This window comes from Lysinibacillus sp. NPDC093197 (assembly GCF_044754025.1).
Classification (GTDB): Bacteria; Bacillota; Bacilli; order Bacillales_A; family Planococcaceae; genus Lysinibacillus.
In genome coordinates, this window is the sequence record NZ_JBIVOH010000002.1 from 572,276 (window position 1) to 594,850 (window position 22,575).

At 37.5% G+C, this 22,575-nt stretch carries 26 protein-coding genes; 12 read left to right on the forward strand and 14 right to left on the reverse strand.

Features of this window, described 5'->3' with window-relative positions:
• Window positions 1–306: 306 nt before the first annotated feature.
• The 6 genes from ACIP9G_RS08675 (at window position 307) to ACIP9G_RS08700 (ending at window position 4,209) form a co-directional block, all read left to right on the forward strand.
• A complete protein-coding gene (locus ACIP9G_RS08675; RefSeq protein ID WP_340825302.1) occupies window positions 307–756 on the forward strand; it encodes a LytTR family DNA-binding domain-containing protein in 450 nt (149 codons plus the stop codon).
• Between the two features lies 1 nt (window position 757).
• Complete coding sequence (locus ACIP9G_RS08680) at window positions 758–1,162, forward strand: DUF3021 domain-containing protein (protein ID WP_340825304.1); 405 nt, start codon at window positions 758–760, stop codon at window positions 1,160–1,162.
• A 6-nt stretch (window positions 1,163–1,168) separates the two neighbouring features.
• Window positions 1,169–2,089 (forward strand): ABC transporter ATP-binding protein, encoded by a 921-nt coding sequence (locus ACIP9G_RS08685; RefSeq protein WP_401018791.1) that lies wholly within the window; start codon window positions 1,169–1,171, stop codon window positions 2,087–2,089.
• A complete protein-coding gene (locus tag ACIP9G_RS08690; RefSeq protein ID WP_401018793.1) occupies window positions 2,089–2,964 on the forward strand; it encodes an ABC transporter permease in 876 nt (291 codons plus the stop codon). Before ACIP9G_RS08685 ends, ACIP9G_RS08690 begins: the two co-directional genes overlap by 1 nt.
• 128 nt (window positions 2,965–3,092) lie before the next feature.
• Window positions 3,093–3,848 (forward strand): DUF2087 domain-containing protein, encoded by a 756-nt coding sequence (locus ACIP9G_RS08695; RefSeq protein WP_401018794.1) that lies wholly within the window; start codon window positions 3,093–3,095, stop codon window positions 3,846–3,848.
• Between the two features lie 16 nt (window positions 3,849–3,864).
• Entirely contained in the window at window positions 3,865–4,209 is a 345-nt protein-coding gene (locus ACIP9G_RS08700; RefSeq protein ID WP_340825310.1) for a GIY-YIG nuclease family protein, read from the forward strand.
• 135 nt (window positions 4,210–4,344) lie between these two features.
• On the opposite strand, the gene ACIP9G_RS08705 is transcribed toward ACIP9G_RS08700, so the two are convergent.
• From ACIP9G_RS08705 to ACIP9G_RS08740, 8 genes are all read right to left on the reverse strand, one after another.
• Window positions 4,345–4,722 carry an MmcQ/YjbR family DNA-binding protein gene (locus ACIP9G_RS08705; RefSeq protein ID WP_401018795.1) on the reverse strand — a complete coding sequence of 126 codons (378 nt, stop codon included), beginning with the start codon at window positions 4,720–4,722 and terminating at the stop codon, window positions 4,345–4,347.
• A 133-nt stretch (window positions 4,723–4,855) separates the two neighbouring features.
• On the reverse strand, window positions 4,856–5,671 hold the full coding sequence (locus ACIP9G_RS08710; protein ID WP_401018796.1) for a YitT family protein: 816 nt from the start codon (window positions 5,669–5,671) through the stop codon (window positions 4,856–4,858).
• 114 nt (window positions 5,672–5,785) lie between these two features.
• The gene (locus tag ACIP9G_RS08715; protein ID WP_401019085.1) at window positions 5,786–7,087 is read right to left on the reverse strand and encodes a M48 family metallopeptidase; all 1,302 of its coding nucleotides are present in this window, start codon (window positions 7,085–7,087) and stop codon (window positions 5,786–5,788) included.
• Window positions 7,088–7,412: 325 nt separating this feature from the next.
• Window positions 7,413–8,222, reverse strand: coding sequence for a hypothetical protein (locus ACIP9G_RS08720; RefSeq protein WP_401018798.1), 810 nt, complete (start codon window positions 8,220–8,222; stop codon window positions 7,413–7,415).
• Window positions 8,219–9,310, reverse strand: coding sequence for an MBL fold metallo-hydrolase (locus ACIP9G_RS08725; RefSeq protein WP_401018799.1), 1,092 nt, complete (start codon window positions 9,308–9,310; stop codon window positions 8,219–8,221). The genes ACIP9G_RS08720 and ACIP9G_RS08725 overlap by 4 nt, the downstream gene beginning before the upstream one ends.
• A complete protein-coding gene (locus ACIP9G_RS08730; RefSeq protein WP_401018800.1) occupies window positions 9,303–10,964 on the reverse strand; it encodes an ABC transporter permease in 1,662 nt (553 codons plus the stop codon). Before ACIP9G_RS08730 ends, ACIP9G_RS08725 begins: the two co-directional genes overlap by 8 nt.
• Window positions 10,965–11,157: 193 nt before the next feature.
• The gene (locus tag ACIP9G_RS08735) at window positions 11,158–12,189 is read right to left on the reverse strand and encodes an ABC transporter substrate-binding protein (RefSeq protein ID WP_401018801.1); all 1,032 of its coding nucleotides are present in this window, start codon (window positions 12,187–12,189) and stop codon (window positions 11,158–11,160) included.
• Window positions 12,186–13,151: an ABC transporter ATP-binding protein gene (locus ACIP9G_RS08740; protein ID WP_340825319.1), complete on the reverse strand. Its 966-nt coding sequence runs from the start codon at window positions 13,149–13,151 to the stop codon at window positions 12,186–12,188. The genes ACIP9G_RS08735 and ACIP9G_RS08740 overlap by 4 nt, the downstream gene beginning before the upstream one ends.
• Before the next feature lie 137 nt (window positions 13,152–13,288).
• On the opposite strand from ACIP9G_RS08740, the gene ACIP9G_RS08745 reads away from it, so the two are divergent.
• The 4 genes from ACIP9G_RS08745 (at window position 13,289) to ACIP9G_RS08760 (ending at window position 16,480) form a co-directional block, all read left to right on the forward strand.
• Window positions 13,289–14,185 carry a LysR family transcriptional regulator gene (locus tag ACIP9G_RS08745; protein ID WP_401018804.1) on the forward strand — a complete coding sequence of 299 codons (897 nt, stop codon included), beginning with the start codon at window positions 13,289–13,291 and terminating at the stop codon, window positions 14,183–14,185.
• 223 nt (window positions 14,186–14,408) lie between these two features.
• Entirely contained in the window at window positions 14,409–14,861 is a 453-nt protein-coding gene (locus ACIP9G_RS08750) for a PTS sugar transporter subunit IIA (RefSeq protein ID WP_340825321.1), read from the forward strand.
• Between the two features lie 2 nt (window positions 14,862–14,863).
• Window positions 14,864–15,127, forward strand: coding sequence for a PTS sugar transporter subunit IIB (locus ACIP9G_RS08755; RefSeq protein WP_340825322.1), 264 nt, complete (start codon window positions 14,864–14,866; stop codon window positions 15,125–15,127).
• Between the two features lie 84 nt (window positions 15,128–15,211).
• Complete coding sequence (locus tag ACIP9G_RS08760) at window positions 15,212–16,480, forward strand: PTS ascorbate transporter subunit IIC (protein WP_340825323.1); 1,269 nt, start codon at window positions 15,212–15,214, stop codon at window positions 16,478–16,480.
• Between the two features lie 73 nt (window positions 16,481–16,553).
• Here ACIP9G_RS08760 and ACIP9G_RS08765 read toward each other — a convergent pair whose 3' ends face one another.
• Window positions 16,554–17,132: a trimeric intracellular cation channel family protein gene (locus tag ACIP9G_RS08765; protein WP_340825324.1), complete on the reverse strand. Its 579-nt coding sequence runs from the start codon at window positions 17,130–17,132 to the stop codon at window positions 16,554–16,556.
• Between the two features lie 238 nt (window positions 17,133–17,370).
• Complete coding sequence (locus ACIP9G_RS08770) at window positions 17,371–18,291, reverse strand: substrate-binding domain-containing protein (RefSeq protein WP_401018806.1); 921 nt, start codon at window positions 18,289–18,291, stop codon at window positions 17,371–17,373.
• Between the two features lie 160 nt (window positions 18,292–18,451).
• Here ACIP9G_RS08770 and modA point away from each other — a divergent pair, with 160 nt between their 5' ends.
• Complete coding sequence (modA, locus tag ACIP9G_RS08775; protein ID WP_401018808.1) at window positions 18,452–19,237, forward strand: molybdate ABC transporter substrate-binding protein; 786 nt, start codon at window positions 18,452–18,454, stop codon at window positions 19,235–19,237.
• Between the two features lie 2 nt (window positions 19,238–19,239).
• Window positions 19,240–19,896: a molybdate ABC transporter permease subunit gene (gene modB, locus ACIP9G_RS08780; RefSeq protein WP_401018809.1), complete on the forward strand. Its 657-nt coding sequence runs from the start codon at window positions 19,240–19,242 to the stop codon at window positions 19,894–19,896.
• Between the two features lie 197 nt (window positions 19,897–20,093).
• On the opposite strand, the gene moaD is transcribed toward modB, so the two are convergent.
• Genes moaD through ACIP9G_RS08800 form a run of 4 tightly spaced genes read right to left on the reverse strand, consistent with a single transcriptional unit; the run spans window position 20,094 to window position 22,573 of the window.
• The gene (gene moaD, locus ACIP9G_RS08785; protein ID WP_401018811.1) at window positions 20,094–20,327 is read right to left on the reverse strand and encodes a molybdopterin converting factor subunit 1; all 234 of its coding nucleotides are present in this window, start codon (window positions 20,325–20,327) and stop codon (window positions 20,094–20,096) included.
• Window positions 20,320–20,799: a molybdenum cofactor biosynthesis protein MoaE gene (locus ACIP9G_RS08790; RefSeq protein WP_401018813.1), complete on the reverse strand. Its 480-nt coding sequence runs from the start codon at window positions 20,797–20,799 to the stop codon at window positions 20,320–20,322. The genes moaD and ACIP9G_RS08790 overlap by 8 nt, the downstream gene beginning before the upstream one ends.
• The gene (mobB, locus tag ACIP9G_RS08795) at window positions 20,799–21,314 is read right to left on the reverse strand and encodes a molybdopterin-guanine dinucleotide biosynthesis protein B (protein WP_401018815.1); all 516 of its coding nucleotides are present in this window, start codon (window positions 21,312–21,314) and stop codon (window positions 20,799–20,801) included. Before mobB ends, ACIP9G_RS08790 begins: the two co-directional genes overlap by 1 nt.
• Window positions 21,284–22,573: a molybdopterin molybdotransferase MoeA gene (locus ACIP9G_RS08800; protein ID WP_401018817.1), complete on the reverse strand. Its 1,290-nt coding sequence runs from the start codon at window positions 22,571–22,573 to the stop codon at window positions 21,284–21,286. The genes mobB and ACIP9G_RS08800 overlap by 31 nt, the downstream gene beginning before the upstream one ends.
• Window positions 22,574–22,575 lie beyond the last annotated feature (2 nt).

Below are 22,575 nucleotides of genomic sequence, written 5' to 3' on the forward strand. Positions count from 1 at the left end.
GAATGATAGTTCTATTATGACCGCAACCTAGCCAATTTGCTACTCCTCAAACTTCTTAAAGAAAGTGCCTGTCACTAAAACAATTATGAATTTTCAGATATTAAAAGCCCTCCATCTACACGCAGTGGAAGTTAACAGCAGTTATTGAATAAAACCTACCTGTTAATCATTAATTTTTACCACTTATTAAACAATTTATCTTATCTGAAAATTTCTATGCTACATTAATATTAACCTGATTCAGTAAATAAATGCCTTTCCTTTAATAGGAGATGAGGTAATACGTATTACCAGAGGAGGCCTCCAATGAAAATTCATTTAATGATTAATAGCGCGCTAGAAGAAACCGAAATCCACATACATGCAAAGGAGTATAACGAGCACATCGAAAAATTGATGAAGCAATTGCAAGCAGCCCAAACGACCATGCTCGATGGTTATTTGCAGCAAGAAATTCATTTAATAAAAATTACAGATATTTATTCAATTTATGCTGAAGGCGCTAAAGTCTTTTTACAGACAGAGGAGCAAGAATTTGAATCAAAACGCAAATTATATGAGCTCGAAGCGCAATTAGCGAAAGATTTTGCACGAGTGAGTAAATCCACCCTCGTTAACATTAATAAAATTGCTTCTATTCAGATGGGCAAAATTGGCGCAACAGAATTATTGCTAGATAATGATGTGTCCATTCATGTCAGCCGGAAGTATTTAAAAGAATTAAAACGCCAATTAGGTATTGGGAGGGATTCATAATATGAGAGTATTACGCATGATGATTATTGGTCTACTCATCTCACTTAGCTCATCCTACACTTTAGTGACCTTAAGTCTCATTTCTAATCATGGATTGGCATCAGGACCGGAATTACTCGAACAAATAATCATTGCAGCCATACTCGGAGCAGCAATAGGTCCTCTGTCCATCATTTTTGACATAGAACGTTTACTATTTTCCACTCAGCTTATTCTGCATTTTATTGCCGTGACGTTGTTCGTAATGGTAGCAGGCTATTTTGGCCGTTGGTTCGAACATTCAGGAGTTTTGTATGTGCTCATTGCGGAAATCATTATTTATTTCATTGTATGGTGCATTTTATATGTACTGCAAAAGAACGATATTGAGGAAATCAATAATGAAATCAAAAAAAGAAAGGAATAGACAAATATGACGTTTGCGATTCAAGTCGAGCATTTACAAAAGCAATATGGCGAACAATTAGCAGTAAAAGGAATTTCCTTTAAAGTAGAACAAGGCTCTCTCTTCGCCTTTTTAGGTGCTAATGGTGCTGGGAAATCGACGACCATTGAAATATTATGCACATTATTACAAAAATCAAGTGGTACTGTAACGATTAACGGTTATACGCTAGATGAGAGGTCGCATAATGCAGAAATTCGAAAATCAATCGGCGTTGTATTCCAGCAAAGCCTACTCGATGAACGATTAACGGTTCGTGAAAATATTGTACACCGCGGTAAAACATATGGTTTATCGAGAACACAGCTTGCTGAAAACTATCAATTTGTCTCTACCTATTTACATTTAGATGATATTGAACAGCAAAAATATGGCACATTGTCTGGTGGTCAAAAAAGACGCGCAGATATAGCACGTGCACTCATTCATCGACCACAAATATTATTTTTAGATGAACCAACAACTGGACTCGATCCACAAACACGCCAATTCGTTTGGCAAACGATTAAACAACTCCAGGAAGAAACAAATATGACGGTATTTTTAACAACGCACTATATGGAAGAAGCTGCAGTTGCAGATCAGGTCATTGTGTTAAAACAAGGTCGCATTGTCGCTGAAGGAACACCTGATTCCTTAAAAACAAAATATGCTTACGACCAAATGGCACTTGTATTTCATGATCGTTCTTCAGGGTTAGAATGGCTGCAAGACACCACATTACATTTCACCGAAAAGCAAGGCGTTTTCTCAGTTCGAGTGGACTCTACTATGCATGCACTTACACTTTTAAAAAGTGCAGAACCCTTTTTAGCCTCGTTTGAAGTTATTAAAGGAACAATGGACGATGTCTTTATTCATATTATGGCACAAGGAGATGCTACGTAATGGAAGCAATGTTTAGCTTAATTCAACGTAATAACAAGGTTTTCAGGAGAGATAAAACCCAAGTCTTTTTCTCCCTCCTTTCCGTTATAATTGTCATCGTTCTATACGCGGTATTTCTTCAAAAAATGCAAGTCGATGCAATCGAGCAAATGACAGAGGCTACACCAGAATTGATTGCAATGGTCAATGAATGGTTAGTGGCAGGCTTATTATCAATGATTGCTGTTACAACAACACTAGCAGCATTTGCTATTGTCGTTCGTGATATTGAATCAAAGGCGACAGCAGATTTCCTAACTGCCCCTATTTCCCGTGCAACAATTCAGATGAGCTATGTCATGAATGCCTTTATTATCGGCTGTATCTTTTCCCTCATTGCCCTAGTAGGCTGTGAAATTTTCTTAGTGGCCACTGGCGGTCATTTACTTAGCTTTGGTGCCCTAATTAAAGTAATTGGTATACTATTATTATCCGTATTACTCGCGAGCGTATTTAATGTTTTTCTCGTACTATTTGTTAGCACACAAAATGCTTTTTCAACATTGAGTACAATCGTTGGCACAGTACTAGGCTTTTTATGTGGTGTCTACGTCCCTGTTGGCGTTCTACCAAACTTTGCCCAACAGCTTATTATGTATTTTCCAATCAGTCATACTACATTACTTTTGCGCAATGCTTTTATGGAAAGTTCAATAACGAAGGTTTTTGACGGTGTTCCTGTTGCACAGGTGGAAAGCTATAAGCTAAACTATGGTATTGTTTATGAGCTAAATGGGCATTCACTTAGCACCTCAACAAGCTATATTGTTATTCTTGTAACTATCATTGTGCTTGCTATTTTATCAGTCTTTATTTTTAAAAAGAAAAATCACTAATAGTCAATATGGGCACATCGCTTTCAAACGCGATGTGTCTTTTTATTGCTTTTTCACAAACATTTTGTTATTTTAAATATAAATAAATAAACAAAATAAATAATCGTTTGTTTTTAGGGGGTTTCACAATGGATGTAAATCAATTATTTTGGCAGGCTTCGATTGAGGACATTACGCATGGCTATACAAATGAAGCCACACACTACACTTGCCTTCTTTGTGGGGAGAAAATTGAAAAAGGTATTATTTATCCACATGAAGATGTACTATATGAGGCTGAAAAATTTATGCAACACCATATTACTGCTACACACCAATCAGTTTTTCATTACTTAAATGGTTTAAATAAAAAAATGACAGGTTTAACAGAACATCAAAGTCATATTTTGCGCCTTTTTTATGAAGGCAAAACCGATCAGGAAATTAAAGAAGAGCTAGAAATTGGGAGCGCAACAACTATTCGACATCATCGTTTTGCTTTAAAGGAAAAAGAACGTCAAGCTAAAACATTCCTTGCCATGATGGAACTATTAAAACAACAAGATCAGAAGGAAGATTCTTTTGTGCCAATTCACAAAACGGCTACGATGGTCGACGATCGCTATAATATCACCCTTACTGAAGAACAACAGTTGCTTGAGAAATATTTTCCTAATGGCATCGGTCAAGAGCTCGTCCGCTTCCCAAAACGAGAAAAGCATAAAATCGTTGTGCTACGTGCTATTACAAAGCTTTTTGATGAGTCAAAAGAGTATACAGAAAAAGAGCTCAATGCAATAATTCAGCCAATATATGAGGACTATGTACAAATTCGTCGCTATTTAATTCAATACGGTTTTATGGATCGTCAAGATGATGGCAGTGCTTATTGGGTAAAAAAATAAGAAAGTAGGGTTAACAATGGACCACAAAAAAGAATTAAAAGAAATGTATAAAGAAATGAAAATTGAAGCAGGCGTTTTTACAATGACGAACAAACATAATGGTAAAGTGTTTGTTGGAAGCTTCAATAACTTAAAACGATTAAACGGATTTCAGTTTATGTTAAAAACAAATACTTATACGAATAAAGCTTTACAAGCTGACTACAATACATTTGGCAAAGATGCTTTTCAGCTCGAGGTAGTCGAGTATTTGAAGGAAAAAGAAGAAGGCTATTTTGATGCAAAAAAGGAACTTGAAAAGCTTGAAGAACAGTGGCTTGAAAAGCTTCAGCCTTATGGTGAGCTGGGCTATAATTCTTAATTAAGTTGTTTGAGTGACTGGCAATTCGGAATTCAGAATTGTTTCCGTGACTGGCACTTCTGGCATGACGTAAGCCGCAACCCTCGCTATCGCGTGGTCTGTTGCGACTTACATTGCGTGCGTTCCCGCAACCAACTATAAAAATTCAGAATTGTTTGAGTGACTGGCACTTAATTGGGCTTTTTTTGTTAACTTTGCGAACACGAGGTCATAGGAGTGCTGGATTAAATTTTCAAGTAAGTCTTCTGGAATATTTGCATCCATATAAATCGAATTCCAATGAGTTTTGTTCATATAGTACCCTGGAATGATTCCTTCGTAGGTTTCTCTTAATTCTTCTGCTCGACTAGGTTCACATTTTAAAGTAATAATAGGCTTTCTTGTAGCATCTCCACCCATCATCGCAAACATTTTCCCCCCAATATGATAGCGGTCTGCCTGCCATTCTTCTTTGTAATCATGAGTCGTTCCGCGTAGCTTTAAACAAAATGCATGAATCGTATCTTTTTGCATCGTTACCCCATCCTTCTATCCTAGAAAATAAAAACACACGTTCGATTATCATTATAATCTATAACGCGTGTTTTTAAAATACATTTTTTTCTAAAGTAACTATATTTAAGGTAATCATCAATGCATGTTTTTATTATTTAGAACCACGATCAAACACCCCGATTACTTCGGTCGTTTGCAAGATATTTACAAATGCTTTCGCATCTACTTCTTTTATTAAACTTTTCACTTCCGCCAGCTGGTAGCGTGTTATAACGGTAATTAGCACTTTTCGTCCTTCACCTGAATATCCGCCTTTAGCATCCATCATCGTAATGCCCCGATGCAGTCTAGTTAACAGTTGTTGTTTCACATCCTCACCATTGCTCGTAATAATCATAAGCGTTAGCTTAATATTACTCGTATGGATTGTATCGACAACCTTCCCTGTGGCGTAAATTGAAACGAGCGTCAGCAATGCCGCATCCCAACTAAAAACAAAACCTGAAATCGCCACTACTATCCCATTCATTACTGAAATAAGTGCACCAAGAGGAAAATCTCTTTTGCGACTTAAAAGCATAGCAATAATATCAAAGCCACCTGAGGAACCAGATGCACGGAAAATTAGACCGACACTCAGGCCAACAATTACCCCACCAAATAATGATGCCAATATCGGTTCCTCTGTTGCCTTATAAATCGGAATGATTAACAATGATAGGGACATTACCCCAACTGACAATATTGTATACGCAATAAAGCGTTTCCCTAGCTTCATCACACCTAAAATTAACAACGGTAAATTTAATAAAAGATTCAATACACCTGTATTTAGAGGTGTAACAATACCAAGCATAATGGCAATCCCGCTTAATCCGCCACTCAAAATCTCATGCGGTATTAATAAAAAATTATAAGCAAAGGCCATTAATATTGAAGCAAGCGTAATAATAATAATGTTGCGCATGAAATCCCCTACCATTCTACAACGAACAATTTTGATAATCTTCTCTTTAGAATACCCAACTTATTCGCCCAAAAAACCTAGACCTTCGTGTATTGTTGTGACTTTCAAGCAAGTCTATTTGCTTTTTTTCTGCTCTTCCTTTAGCGGCTTTTCATTTTTAGGTTCTTCCGTTTCCGCCACTTTCATAATTCGATCAAGCATTGTCGGATGTGTATAGCGGAACCATTTAACAAGAAGTGGTGGGTTGACTTCACTTAACCCAGATATCGTAAGCTTTTGGAATGCCGTTACCGCTGCCGTGCGATCGCCCATCAATGATATGGCATAATTATCCGCTCTCGTTTCCTGATATCGTGATACATAGTTAGATAACGGACTCGAAGCAAATAATAAAAAAGATGTAATGAGTAAAAATAGTGGCAAAGAATTGATGTCACTCATTTTCGTAATTTTCAATGCATGTCCGTACCGAGCAATCGCCCACCTCATACTTTTCGCTGTTATCCATAGCCCTATTAAGGTCAATATTAAATAACCCGCAATGCCAAAATAAATATGCTTCTCAACATAATGTCCCATCTCGTGTGCCATGATAAATAAAATTTCATTATCTGTTAAGCGATTTAATGTCGTATCCCATAGTACAATTCTTGAATTACTACCGATACCCGTAACATATGCATTTAGGGCATTTGTCTTTTGTGCCATATTGACTTCATAGACATGCTCTGCCGGAATATTAGCTTGATCAGCTATTGCTAAAATTTTCGTTTCTAGTTCTTTGTTTTTTAACGGATAAAAATCATTGTACAATGGATCAATGACAACAGGCTGAAGAAACATGACAAAAATCGTAAAGGGAATCGTTAATAGCCATGCATATAGCCACCATCTCTTCACGCTCTTTTTAATCAACCAATATATAACTGATACGACAATAAAGGTCATTCCAAAGTTGATCCAAAAATCAATAATCCCATCTCGCATCCATGAGGTAAAGGCCTGTGTACTTATTCCATAGCTTTTACTTAAATGATAGCGATAGTATTCAATTGGGAAAAGCACTACATAAAGCAAAAATGATAACAAAAATAAATAGGCAGCATTTTGTAGCAGTTTCCATTTTGTTTGGGAAGTCGCAACTTTTTCAAAATAACGAGATACACCCATTAACAAAATGACCATATAAACGAGCCATTCAAACGGTGTTACTACAAAGAATAGGAAATTTCGTATTTTTGAATATTCACCACTTAAGTTTAATTCTTTTTCAGACATAAACATGACTGGGTCCGCAGCGGTTCCTTGAAACGCCCGCGGTATTGTGCCACCGCCACTATGAAATATATACCAGTACATGCAAAGAACATAAGCACCAAATAATAGTAGCGCAACAATTCCCATTTTTTTCGCTATGTTATTTCCCCCTTACTCCACACAAAGTTCGTCCTATAGTAAGTGTAAGCTAATTTGAAAAAGTTAGAACAAACTTTATGTGTTTTTATTTCATCTCAAAAGAGATTGTCCATTTTTCACCAATAGAACAAACAGATGTATGTCTACTATCTTTTACCGTAACACCATATTTATTACCTACTATGCTGTACAAATATTTTACTGACTAAAGGCTAGAAAATGATAAATAAAAAAATTTCGTATGCTTCTAACGGTTGCTTTGTCGCTATCCGTAGAAGTATCACGAAATTTTTTTATGAAATCTTATTGAATCTTAATTGGAATATTACTTTTCCATTACAAACGCCGTTTTCCCACGCTGATCCGCACTTAGAAAACCTGCTGCTTCTAGATGTTCACGCCATACTTTTTCAATCGTTGCAGCTTTTGCAGCATTGCTTTCTTTTGTCGATAGCTCTATCATGATTTCGCCTTGATAATGCCAAACTTCAATATCTGCCTCATATCCTGCATAGCTTCCTTTATATGTTGTTGCCTTGGCAGGTCCATACACGACCGCCTGTGATAACGTGTTATTAAACCAAGTAGCAGAGTCCCAATTTAAAATTTTCTTTGGCACATTGTCTAAAATTATTTTTTTTGCAGCACTTGTATCTACAGCATCGTAGTTAACTTTAGCAGTTTCCTTCAAGGACTCTTTTCGACTAATTGTAAACGTACGATTACCGCCCTTAATATCCATTTCAAATTTATAGTTGGACTCGTCACCTGTAAAGCCGTGACTTTCAGTTATCGCAAGTGCTTCTTCAAGTGGTGTATTGAGAAATCTCTTTTTATACGTAATGTCAATTTTATTGCTATCTTTATAAACACGCAAACGATTGTTATAGTCTGCACTTAGAAAATCTTTACTTTGTGTATCGAAGTAATAAATTTTCACTTCATCTTTTTTAGTAGCTGTGAAAATTTTCAAAATGTCCGACTCATTGAACAGCTCTGATTTTAGATTATATTTAATCTCATGCCCGGGCTCAATGGCCGCTTTTGCCTGTATAGTATTCAACATGCCAATAGTACATAATACCAATCCCATTACGCCTAGTTTCATTGCAAGCTTTTTCAAATAATTTCTCATATATTTTCATCCTCATTTCCGATTATTTTTAAAAGTGTCGTTTCTATATTTGTTAACTGACTGTGAAAATAGATGGTTTTATGAGCATTTATGTGCTTTGACAACACGATAGTATCCTGATAATCAGGATGTGTTTTGTAGAAAAAATGTTTTATTTGATTTGGTGCTAATTGTTGCATGTAACTGCCTTTATTAAAGTACCCTGTAAAGATTACAATTGCTGATGGTAAATTAGTTAGTAGCTTTGTAATTGTTCCTTCATCTCGCTCAGGAACAAAATAAATAGCGTTATCTTCCATTATCATCTTTTGTAAACAGTCACTTCTGAATGACGGCAATAGCTTAGTAGATACAACATTTTCGGGCGCATCGTAATACTCTTCAAAAAAAGGAAAAAAATCATTATCGATAGACACCTTTCTTGTAGTATGCTCAAAAAGGTAAAACGCAATATCAGCAGTTTTGCCAGAATAGGAAGAAGGAAAAATAATTGGTCTACTATCGTTGGCATCGATAAAATCCGCTAATTGATGCAATATTTCTTTGTTGTTAATGTGCTTTTCAAAATGGCCGCTATCTATGAACGCAACGTTATAATCATTCTTTCCCATCATCGGAAGATTCGCCTTTAATAGATAGGAATCCATCACATAATCTCCTGAAAAAAATATCACCTCCTCTAAAAATCGAATGCTGTACCAAACGCTCCCTATTAAATGTCCGCTATAGCCCCATTGAAAAGAAAGATTATCGTTAATATTTATCCAACTGCCAATCGACTTTGGTTCAAACGTTTGAATATTTTTAAAAGATTGCTTTAATTGTTTCGCTGTTATTTCACTCATAATGAGTTGACCATCGTAGCCCAACTGTACAAGTAAAGGAAGCGCACCTACATGATCAATATGGGAATGAGAAATAAACACTGCATCTAGTTTTGCCACATGAGCTGGTGATAAATTTGGCTTTGTTTTTTCACTATTGTTCATAACACCACAATCTAGTAAAATAGCACGCCCATCCTTTTCGAGATAAAAGCAGTTACGACCATACTCCCCAACTCCTCCTAAAATTTCTATATTAAGCACCTACGTGTCCTCCCCGTTTTTGAAGCCAATCTAATAGGAACATAAAAACAACGGTCATAGCGACTGTAATAACCGCAACAGCCATTCCTAGCCCAACATTGCCTTGTTCAAATTGGCTGTAGATAAACGTTGCTCCTGTCTCAACTGACGGTGGCAAAATAAGGAGACCTGCGACTAGCTCACGCATTGAAATAATAAATGTCATCATCATGCCAGCAAGTATTCCCTGCATTAACAGTGGGATGAAAATATATCGATACATGTCCCAACTATTTCGTCCAAAAATAGCAGCTGATTGGAAAATAGATTGATCTAACTGTGAAAATGTAGATTTTGTATATTGCACAGAGTATGGTAGGAAAAGCACACAATACGTCACAACTACCATTGTCTTTGTATTGTAAATCGTCGCTGGAAGCCAAGGTGCATTCCAAAACATAATTAAACCGACGACAAAAACAATTCCAGGAATGATATTTGGCATTAAGCTAAAGAAATCTAACATTTGTTGCTTTTTCGTTTCACCCTTTTTAATGTATAGTGCAATAAAAAAACCAATGATCGCTGTAATAACGGCAGTTAAAATTGAAAAAACAACGCTATTTAAAAATGCTGCTAACCCATCGCTTCCGCTAGTAAACACAGCCTGATAAGACGCAAAACTGAAATTGCCGGCACTTAAACCATCTCCACGAACCTTTTGTAACGAAGTCACGATAATCGAAAAGTATGGAATGCCGATTGCAAACAATAACACAAAACCTACATAAAACCATGCACCAAGCTTAATAAACCATTTATCTTTTATGTCACGAACAGCGGGTGTTTTTCCTGAAAGCACGCTATATGTAAACTTTCGTCCGATAAGATTTTGAACATACCAAACAACGAGACACACTGAAAGTAAAAATAATGAGAGCGATGTTGCCATACGAATATCTACTGGCCATCTTGAAAGGTAAGAGTGAATTTCTGTCGTAAAAACTTGAAATCCGATGCGACTTCCAAACGTTGCAGGCGTCCCAAATTCCGCCAGCGTTTTAATGAAAATCAGCAATACTCCTAGAACATAGCTTGAAACGAGTAAAGGCAATATAACCCGCAGCCAATTTCTTAAAGAGCTGCGGCCAAAAATAAGTGCAGCATCTAAAAATGAACCATTTATTCTAAGCAACGTATTTTTCAGCATTAAATATAAAAAAGGAAACAGGTGCAGACTCATAACCATGACCATACCAAATAAAGAAAAAAAGGCATTTGATAACCAAGCGGTCCCCGGTACTAGCTGCTGTAAAAAACCATTATTTTGCATAAACAATATCCATCCCATAGAACCGATATAAGGAGGTGTCATAAAAGGAATCGTTAGAATAATATCTAGCCAATCATATTTATGTAAGCTTGTTTTTGTACGAATTAATGCCATAGGCAATGCTAGTATCGTCGTCCCTAAAATAACGAATATACCTAGCAATAAAGAATTGCCTAATGTCCGCCATAAACGATCATTGTCAAACATTCTACTAATTTGTGAAACGTCAAAATGACCATCATGGACAAATGTATAATAAACAATGGCTATTAATGGCGCGATAGCAAACGTTGCGACAATCGTCAATAAGAGGCCAAAAGTGCGTTTGCCTTCCATGATCATCGTTGCATCATTCCTTTCTTAGAAAACATAGTATAGATAGTCCAAATAGAACATAATTGTTATTTTGAAAAAAATCCGCAATAGTCAGTGCTGTTTCTTAAAGACTGATTACTGACTAAAAGCGAATTTTTTCTCAACAAGTTAATCGCATCATCTAAAAGGAAAGATGCTTTTTGATTCCTTCGCTAGCCTCTTAACGGAAAATATCATTAAACTTCGTTAATATATCAAGCTGCTTTGACTCTGAACCTTTCCAGTTCACATGTAACTGTGGAATTTCATCTAATGCAGCACGATCTTTTACAGCTATTTCGTTATTACCTGGCAGTAAATAAGCATCTGTAACTAGCTTTTGTCCTTCATCTGAAAGTAGGAAATTGACGTATGCTTTTGCACCTTCAACATTTTTAGCATCTTTCATAATGCCTACCGCTCGAGGACTTACAACAGTTCCACTCTTCGGATAAACAATTTCTACTGGCTCCCCACTCGCTTTTGCTTTATAAGCCATATAGTCTACGCCTGAGATTGTTGCATTTTTATCACCTGTAATGACTGCATCTAATGCTTCCTTATTTGCACCATTCACTTGTAATCCATTGTTTTTCCATAATTGGATTGTATCCCAAGCAGTTTTTTCAGCTTCAGTATAGCCGTAAATAAAATCGACAGCAGAACCTGACAAACTTGGATCAGGAATATTCATTTTTCCTTGCCACTCTGGTTTAGCTAAATCTGTCCATTCAGTTGGAATATCTTTTGTATTTTTCGTATTGTAGGCAATACCTAATGCTGAGGCGCTATAGCCATAGTAATAGCCCTCTGCATCTGACCAATCACTATTCATTTTCGTAGCATTTTCTGCTTCTTTATAGCTATGTAGCTGATTTGACTCCTTTAGCCCGTCCATTGATGCCACGGAAGCTAATACAACGATATCTGCCACAGGATTATTTTTCTCCGCTTCTAAACGAGATAAAATTTTGCCTGTTGTCCCTTGAAACATTTCTACTTTTATGCCTGTTTTTTCTTCAAAAGCTTGTTGTATATTAGCAGCCAACCCATCTGGACCAGCTGAATAGACCGTTAATGTTTGCACTTCTTTCGGCTTTGCGCTTGCTGCCTCATTATTGACACTGTCAGCTGATTTATTATTGCCGCACCCCGCTAATGTTAATGCTACAAGAACCCCAGCAGTTGCTAGTAATTTGAAACGTTTTTTCACGTTAAACCCTCCAATTGATATATTTGTTTTGTATCTACAAAAACTTCAAGTTGCTTGCCTTGTTCCAGTGGCACGGTTTCATAAAAGCTCCATTGCTTTCCTTCTACTTGTGCCTGTACTAAATATCGATCCCCAACAAAAGTACTTTTCACAATCATCGCTTGTTTCGCAATAGTTCCAGGATATTGTTTTCTCGATACACCCTCTGGACGTACAATACAATTACCTTTATCAAACCAATTAACCTTGCCTATAAAATCCGCTACATAAGGTGTTGCTGGTGCGTGATAAATCTCCTCTGGTGACCCAACCTGTGCAATTCTACCTGACTCCATCACAATAATTTGATCTGACATAGTCATTGCTTCCGTTTGATCATGTGTTACAAAAATCGCTTGGCAATCTAGTTCATGGATAATATGCATAATTTCATCCTGCATTTTTTCTCTAAGCACTGCGTCTAGTGCTGATAATGGTTCATCAAATAAAATTAACTTTGGATTCGTTGCCAGTGCCCGTGCAAGTGCTACCCGCTGTTGTTGACCACCCGACAATTGTCCGGGCTTGCGATTTTCATATCCCTCCATGTTCACCAAACGCATAACATCCGCTACCCGTTCTGGTATTTCCGCCTTTGTTACAATTCCTTTTAAACCAAATGCGATATTTTGGAAAATGGTCATATGCGGCCATAACGCGAAATCTTGAAAGACCATGGCGATATTGCGTTTATTTGGTTTGACATTTTTACGAAGCTTAGAAGAATAAATGATTTTGTCATCGAATGCAATTTCACCATTTGTTGGTTTCTCAAGACCAGCCAATATTTTTAATAATGTCGTTTTACCACAGCCCGATTGTCCCAATATTGTAATGAACTTACTGTTTAATTCCACATTAATGGGCCATAGCGCTTGCGCATGTCCATATTTTTTCTCTACATTTGTAATTGAGATTTTCATTGTATCCCCCTCATCTATCTCTACTATAGTTTCCAGATATTTAGAAAATATTAACCTACTATTAATATGTCGTTAAAAAAAATCTAATAAACTAAAGTTAATGCAATAGTTTATCGAATTTACTTTAGGAGGCTAAAATGAATCATCTTAAATTACAGGCATTTTGCTTACTCGTCGATTTTAAAAAACTAGCTCCCGTCGCTAAAGAACTAGGTATTACCCCACCCACTGTCTCCTTTCATATTCGCTCGATTGAAGAAGAATACGGTGTTCGCTTGTTTCGGACAAATGCAGGTGGCTATCGTTTAACTGAAGCGGGAGAAGGGCTTTTTCACTATGCACGCCAAATAGTACAATTACAAAACGATATGGATCGCTTCATTGAAAATCTATTAGCAGGTAACGTTGGTTCCATTCGTTTAGGTGCAAGTGCACTACCTGCCCATATTTTTATGCCTGAAATTATTAACCAAATCTCTACGGCTTATCCAGACATTCGAATTTCCTTAGAAGTAAAAACAGCACCTGAAATCGAAAAAATGGTAGCCTTGCAGGAGCTTGACTTTGGTTTAATAATGGAAACAAAGCAACAAAACCCAACACTTTCCTATGAAAAGATTGGTGAAGATTCGCTCGTTTTGGCTTTAAGCCCTAGTCACGAACTTGCAGCAAAAAAAGACATCTCACAATCAGATGTCCTTAAAAACAAAGTATTATTACACACTTCATCTAGTTCAACCAACCATTTTATTGAAAAATGGCTAAACCCATTTCAACCATCTTTTAATACAATTGAACTCGATTCTGTAAGTACGATTAAAAAAATGCTGACATTTGGTAAAACAATTACATTTCTGTCTGTTTCCCTTATTGAAGAAGAATTACAATCAGGCTTATTAGTGAAGAAAGACTTACATGATATAGCACTCAAACGGAAAATTCAGCTTATATACCCTCAGTCCAGACTAGACAATAAGATTGATGGATTTGTCAAAAAAGCCATTTACGATTTAGCACGAAAAATCCAGTCATAATGCCCTTCATTTTAATTAATCAACTTGACTCACAGATACAAAACATCTGTGAGCTCTCCCTCCCCTGTATGCACAAAATAGCTTCAGAAGCGGCTTATTCCACACTCTCTCCCTTTTCAACAAATTCGTTAAAAATATTCGGCAATCTGACATAATTTCATAGTATGCATTAATAACATGGATAGAAGACCTGTTGAATGCTAATGAAAGGAGGGATAACAACTTGCTTACCGAGTTACTCAATATAGATACAATTCAAATTGTTAACAAAGTAGCTAACTGGCAAGAGGCTATATACGTCGCTGCATCACCACTAATACAGCAAAACAAAATAGAAAAGCGCTATATCCAAGCCATGATACAATCCATCGAACAACACGGCCCATATGTCGTGCTTACACCTAAAGTTGCAATACCACATGCTCGTCCATCTGATGGAGTAAATGAATTATCGATGAGCTTATTAAATCTACAAAACCCTGTACTATTTGGAGCAGATAAACCTGTATCACTAATTATCGTTTTAGCGGCTACTGATCATACAACGCATTTACAAGCTCTAGTTGATTTAACACAAGTGTTACAAGAACCTAGTCAAATCGACAATATTATTGGATGCCAGCGTCCAGAATGCATTATGGAGAAAATAAAAAAATATGCTACAGAGGAGCAATGATAATGAAAATTTTAGTCGTTTGCGGAAACGGCTTAGGCAGTAGCTTCATTATGGAACTGAATGTAAAAAAAGCACTACTTGAACTCGGAAAAGAAGCAGAGGTAACGCATACAGATTTAACATCTGCAACGGCAGAGAAGGCAGATATTTATATCGGTGCAGGAGATATTGTAGATCAATTAGATAATGGTGTGAGAAAAATCGTTCGTATCGTCAATATGATGAGTATTCCAGAAATAACATTCAAGCTTGGGCCGCTGCTTTAGGAAAAATTCATTTTACGTTAATAGTCAGTGAGATTATATATTTTCAAGTTTAGTTTTTAAAATTGGATAGGATGAGGTGTTGGTATGTTAGATGTTATGATGAATGACATTTTAGGTACACCAGCAATACTAGTCGGCCTATTTGCGCTTGTCGGCTTACTAATCCAAAAAAAGTCCGCTTCAACTGTTCTTTCAGGTACTTTAAAAACCATTATGGGCTTTGTTATTTTAGGTGCAGGTGCAGCCGTTTTAATTGGCTCTTTAACTCACTTTAGTAAAATGTTCGATCATGCCTTTCAGGTTCAAGGGGTTATCCCCAACAATGAAGCCATTGTAGCCGCGGCGCAAACGACTTTTGGAACATCCACTGCCATGATTATGGTGTTCGGTATGATCATGAACTTATTGCTAGCGCGATTTACGCCTTTAAAATATATTTTTTTAACTGGGCATCATACATTATTTATGGCGTGTTTAATCGCGGCTTCGCTCTCGGTTGGTGGTATGAGTGGCATACCGCTTATTATTACCGGATCAATATTATTAGGTATTTGTATGGTTATTTTTCCTGCCATTTTACAACCTACAGTGCGCCAAATTACAGGTAGTGATGATTTCGCAGTTGGACATTTTGGAAGTATAGGTTACTATGTATCTGCTAAAATTGGGCAGCTATTTGGCAACAAAGCTAAAACAACTGAAGCGATTCAAGTACCCAAGTCACTAGGATTTTTAAGAGATACATCAGTAGCCATTTCCTTAACAATGAGCATATTTTTTATTGTAGTGGCATTATTTGCAGGTCGCTCTTATATTGAAGCACAATTATCAGGTGGATCAAATTTCATTGTTTTTGCAATTATTCAAGCGATTACCTTTGCTGCTGGAGTTTATATTATCCTTGCAGGCGTGCGCATGCTAATTGCTGAAATTATCCCGGCATTTAAAGGCATTGCCGACAAGCTCGTGCCAAATGCTAAGCCTGCATTAGATTGTCCGACGATTTTCCCATTCGCACCAAATGCAGTTATCATCGGCTTCCTCTTTAGTTTTTTAGCTGGTTTATTGTCCATGTTCGCACTCCCACTTATTGGGCTAAAAGTCATTATACCAGGTCTCGTGCCTCACTTTTTCACTGGTGCAGCCGCAGGCGTTTTTGGAAATGCAACAGGTGGTCGAATCGGCTCGATGGCAGGTGCTTTTGCCAACGGTTTAATCATCAGCTTCATCCCTGCTATTCTACTTATTTTCATGGGTGACATCGGCTATGAAGGAACAACATTTGGTGATTCTGACTTTGGTATTGTAGGTATTGTCATTATCAATATTTTAAAATTATTTGGTGCAGTGTAATAGTACCTCTCTATACTAAAAGTCTCGTTCTAAATATAAGAACGAGGCTTTTTTAACTGTTTAATTGTCAGAATTATTTGCGTGCCTGGCACTTCAAAACAGAAAACATTCGAATCATCACTATGAAAAACACGATTACTGATAATTCAAGCGGGCTGTCCCACCCTGCCCATATACAGAGTGCACATACTATTGTTAGTACAGCATGAATTTCTTCTCTTAATGCAAGTGGGGTTCTCCCAGCTAACAAATCTCGAATCATGCCACCACCAACACCCGTAAACATAGACGCAATAATAATGATGCCGATGTCGTGCTGTAAGCTTTTTGCTAACAATCCGCCCTGTATAGCAAAAGAAGCTAGGCCAATTGAATCAAAGAAATAGCCCCAGCGGTTCCAGTGATGAATCCAATTCTTTTTGACAAATAAAATAGTCGTTAGCGTAGCTAAAACAACTAATAAAGAATGACGATCCCATATATCTGACACAGGTATATCCAGTACAACATTACGGATAATGGAACCACCATAAGACGTAGTAAGACCGAGCACAAATATACCAATAAAAGAATATTTGGCCTGTATCGCAACAAATGCACCACTTATGGCGTATGCAATCATGCCAATGATGTGTAAAACTGTCCAGGTCACATAATCCACCCCCCTTTTTTATATACAAAAAAGCCCGCCCATAAAATAGTTGCGCATTAACAACGCAAGCTATTTTATGGCGGGCTAATATCATAGCAGTAACACCTACTAATTTATCCATCTCACCATATATCGTGAAAATTTTATAGAGGCTGTGCAATATCCAAATGACACAACGACCATTAAATTTACTAGTTAAAATTGTAATTGATTTTTATCATAAACTCAATATGAAATTTTATGATAGCGTTTCATACATAACTTGTCCCATTTGAGAGACGTCATAATCTCCTAATGCAGCCACTTCAGATTGGATATCAGGTGCATTTAAAATCTCCTTCACCGCATCAATTAGTTGTCGGTTTTCAGGCGTTTTTAATAACACAATATCATAACGCTCTTTAACAACTGGAATAAAATCGACATCAATGAGCTTAGCGATTTTTTCAATTCCTATCCCAACATCAGCGTGTCCATTGGCGACAGCAGAAGCAACATCAAGATGGCTCATTTCTTCACGGGAATAGCCTTCAATAGTGGTCGGTAAAATATTATGAACACGCAATTGCTCATCTAACAAAGTGCGAGCACCTGAGCCTTTCTCACGATTGATGAAGTTAAATGACTTTGTTTGTAAATCTTCAAATGTGTGGATTTGCAATGGATTCCCTTTTTGAACATAGAAACCTGCTTTACGTGATACTACATTCATGAGGACAAACGGATGGCTCACAAAGATTTTCTTTACATAAGGCGTATTATAATCTCCTGTATCCCCATCAAACATATGTAAACTCGCAATATCACAGTCTCCATTATACAACGCCATCACACCATTAAAACTACCTTCATGTGAACGCAATACTTTCGTAGACTGCCTTTTCTCAATATATTTGGCTAAAATATCTAATACTAAATCTTGTCCACTTATAATTATTTTTGAATAATTTTTAATCGGAGTTGCTACGGATGTCAATGACGCACTACCTGTTTTTCGTTTTTGTATATAGGCTTGTAAGTCAGCACGATCTACCCGCATTTGCCTTCCTACACGGAAGACTGGCAATTCTTCCTTTTTCACTAAATCATAAATCGTCAATTTCGAAACTTTTAATAATTGTGCAACCTCTTCAATCGTATAGGATTGTTCTTGTGACATAAAATTTCTCCTCCTATATACCTCTATTTACATGGTAACGTATTTATAGCTTTATGAACATCTTGAAATTTTCTACCAATTCTATCTTTCTTTTTTACTTATAACTGTTTATAATTTGTTATGTCTTGTTATAACGAGTTATAAAAGGAGTATTATCATAGTGAAAAAATTTTATAGTTTATTTGCGACACTAGCATTACTAGTTGGGCTTCTTGCAGCCTGTGGTAACCAAGAAAAAGAGGTGACAGCAAACGAACCCGTTGAATTAACGATTTCTGCGGCAGCTAGTTTACAGGATGCCTTAGAAGAACTTAAAACAACTTATGAAAAACAACACGATACGATCAAAATCCTCTATAACTTTGGTGGTTCTGGTGCATTACAGCAACAAATTTTACAGGGTGCTCCTGCAGATCTTTTCTTTTCAGCCGCGGAAGATAAATTCGATGCGCTTGTAGAAAAAGAAATGATTGATCAAAAGCAAAGAACGGATCTTTTAGCCAATGAATTAGTATTAATCGTTCCTAAAAATAATGAAAAACAAATCAAATCCTTTGAAGATTTACAACAAGCAGGAAAAATCGCGCTTGGTACACCCGAAACGGTTCCTGCTGGGCAGTATGGTGTTGACACATTAAAAAATATGCAACTTTGGGATTCACTTGAATCGAAAGTGGTGTATACAAAAGATGTGCGTCAAGTACTTACTTACACAGAAACAGAAAACGTAGATGCTGGAATGGTTTATAAGACAGATGCCCTTGTCTCCGATAAAGTTGATATCGTTGCGACTGCTGATAAAGCTATGCATGCACCGATTATTTATCCTGTAGGTGTCTTAAAAGCGAGTAAGCATGCTCAAGAAGCGGAAGATTTTTATCAATTTTTACAAAGTGATGAAGCAATGAATATTTTTAAAAAGTATGGGTTTAAAGGAGCTCACTAAAAATGAGTACCGATTTTTGGTCTCCACTTAAACTTTCAATTGAAATTGCCTTTGTTGCGGGAATTCTCGCTATTATAGCAGGAATTTTACTGGGGAAATGGATGGCAACCCATCATTTTAAAGGGAAGCTATTGCTAGAAACCGTGTTGCTCTTACCTTTAGTATTACCTCCTACTGTAGTAGGTTTCCTGCTCATCATTATTTTTGGGAAAAATAGTTTTTTTGGAAATCTAATTGTATGGCTTTTCGATCAGCCAGTCATGTTCACATGGTGGGCGGCCGTTATCGCTTCTACGATTGTTGCCTTTCCTTTAATGTATCAATCAGCTAAAACGGGCTTTGCCTCTGTTGATCGTGATATTGAAAATGCAGCACGTGTAGATGGGGCTAACGAATGGCAAGTCTTTCTTTATGTGTCCACACCCCTTGCTTTAAAAGCACTTGTATCTGGCGGGATTTTAAGCTTCACACGAGCTTTAGGCGAGTTTGGAGCGACATTAATGTTTGCGGGGAATATTCCAGGGAAAACACAAACAACACCGCTAGCTATTTATATGGCGATTGATTCGGGAAACATGACCCTTGCCTGGACATGGGTTTTGTGTATGATCGCTATTTCCTTCCTTTTACTTCTTAGTATCCATTTGCTAAAAGTATAAGAGAAAAAGTGTTAGATTGACCGCAATCAATCTAACACTTTTTTGCTGTGCCGTTGTTGTTCGTTACGGCGGATGCTTTCCTCACTTAGCACACCGTAAGACGTGTGCTATGCGTAACTGCATGGGTTCTTTCATGTTACATAGCGAAATTTACTAACACGATTAAAATTTTTACGTTTTATCCCGCTCTTTTGTCTTCATCCCCCACTAATGGGTGGGATAAAGGCGATAGTGTCCCCCGATTTGACGATTGTAGTATCCGTTGCAAATTCCTCATTTACTGCCGTCATTATTTGTTGTAATGATAGCTGTGGATAGTGCTCTTCCATCCACTCTTTCAAGTGAGCAACCGTCACATCTGACAGCTCTACAGTTAACTTTGATTCACCAACCATTTCCTGTAGGTGTGCAAATAATAAGATGTTAATCACATTTTTCCTCCTCCTGAATAACGGGTTCCCCTTGCGGATAAGGGATATTTTCTAATTGATCACCAATCCATTCTGTCCCGTCTTCCCAATGTTCTTTTTTCCATATAGGAACAATTTGCTTAATACGGTCAATCGCATATTCATTTGCCAAATATGCGATTTTACGATGTGGTGATGACACCGCAATTACGACCGCAATATCAGAAATAGCTAAATGCCCTACACGATGGGAAATGGCTATTTTTACTTCTGGCCATTGCTCTTGTATTTCCTTCGCAATCTGTTCAAACATTTTTATCGCCATCGCAGGATAGGCTTGATATTCCAAATGCAATGTTTTTTTACCATTTGTCATTTCACGCACTGTCCCAATGAATAGTGTAATAGCTCCAGCATTTCGACTAAGTACTTTTTGTCTTACTTGCTCTACATCAATCGGTTTATCAATAATTTCAAACAACGGTGCCGTCATCATTTCCCCCTCATTTCTTTCAACAAAAATTCCATATATTGTGTTTCATCATGTATCGAATACGCTGGAATCGTTAGGGACAAATCGAGTGGATAGCTTGGCCAATAGATTACACAAATAATATTGGTTACTTGCTGTAGTAGCACATGATCCTGTGCTGTTCGTAGAAGCACAGCCTTTGGATAATGTTCGTATTTATACCCTTCAATCAAAATGATATCCATTGGAAAAGAAGCATAAATCGCTAGTATCTCAGCCAGTTGCCAGCTATTTTGGTGAATACTCATCCGTAAAGTACCCTCACCCTCCACTGCTGTAATCATCGCACCCGCCTGCTCATGCCGGCTACTATCTTTCGAATTTTCAACCATTGGCACACCACCATGTCCGTGATGCTTAATCGTTCCTACTCGTAGCCCTTCCTTTGTAGCTTGTTTAATCAATTGCTCCATCAGCGTCGTTTTTCCACTATCTTGATAACCAACTACCTGTAGGATTTTTCGATGTTGTCCCAAGGCCACTCACTTCCTTGCAAATCTTCTAACAATAAAACTGCTACTGACATGTCCTTTTCATAGCCTCGTGAACCACCAGGCAAGACGATGAAAGCATTGGCTGACGCCAACGAAGAAACTGCGCTCGATTTGTCAAAGCCAGATGGTACTGCAACTAGCTTACCTTCTTCATAATAGGCTTGTGCGCGTACAAAACGTGTAAAGGGATTTGGCTTTGTAAAATCCGCCCCTAAAATCGCTTGCGCTCTACGTAAATGGGGTTGAGCATTACTATATGCAGTGCGAATAATCGGGCGTACAAAAAGTTCAAAGCCAACGTAGCAAGCTGAAGGATTACCAGAAAGCCCAAACAATAATTTGTCGTCGCGAACAGCCACCGTTGTCACACTACCTGGACGCATCGCCACTTTATTAAACAGTACGTTTGCATGAATCGCTTCGTAAATGGCTGGTAAATAATCATAATCACCTACAGAAACGCCTCCCGTTGTAATTAGAATATCTACTTCCTGTAAGGCGTTTTCCACGTTTTTAATACATAACTCAAGGTCATCGCTAAACTTGCCGTAATATTTTACTTGTGCTCCAGCCCGCTCAATTTGCGCCATCATCATATAGGCATTACTATTTCGAATTTTACCGGGCTGTAAAGATTCGCCTGGCTCTAGTAATTCGCTACCAGTTGCAATGACACCAATGACCGTTTTACGATAAACAGGTACTTGCTCATAGCCAAAAGTAGCGAGTAATGCCATTACACCTGGGTTAATATATTGACCTTTTTCAATGAGAATAGTGCCTTGCTGTACATCTTCCCCTATATAGGAAATGTTTGTCCCTGCTTCAAAAGATCGTTTAATCGACATATACTTTTGATGATTTTCTTCAAAAGTATGGGTTAATTCTAGCATGACCACTGCATCACACCCTTGTGGTATAGGGGCCCCTGTCATTATGCGGACAGCTTGTCGTTCGCCTACTACTTCGTCATAGACATAGCCTGCGCCAATTTCCCCAACAACCTGAAATTGAACTGGATGCTGGGAAGAAGCTTCTTTGCTATCGACGGAACGAATGGCATAGCCATCATATGGTGAACGGTCAAAAGCTGGTACATCATGATCGGCCCTAATAGCTTCTGCAATAAAGCGACCATAGGCTTGCGTTAATGACACAAGCTCTTTTTTTGCTTGAAAAGCATGGTCCATTACACGATGAACAGCTTCTGCTACTGGAATTGGTTGTCTTTTTTCTAGCATTT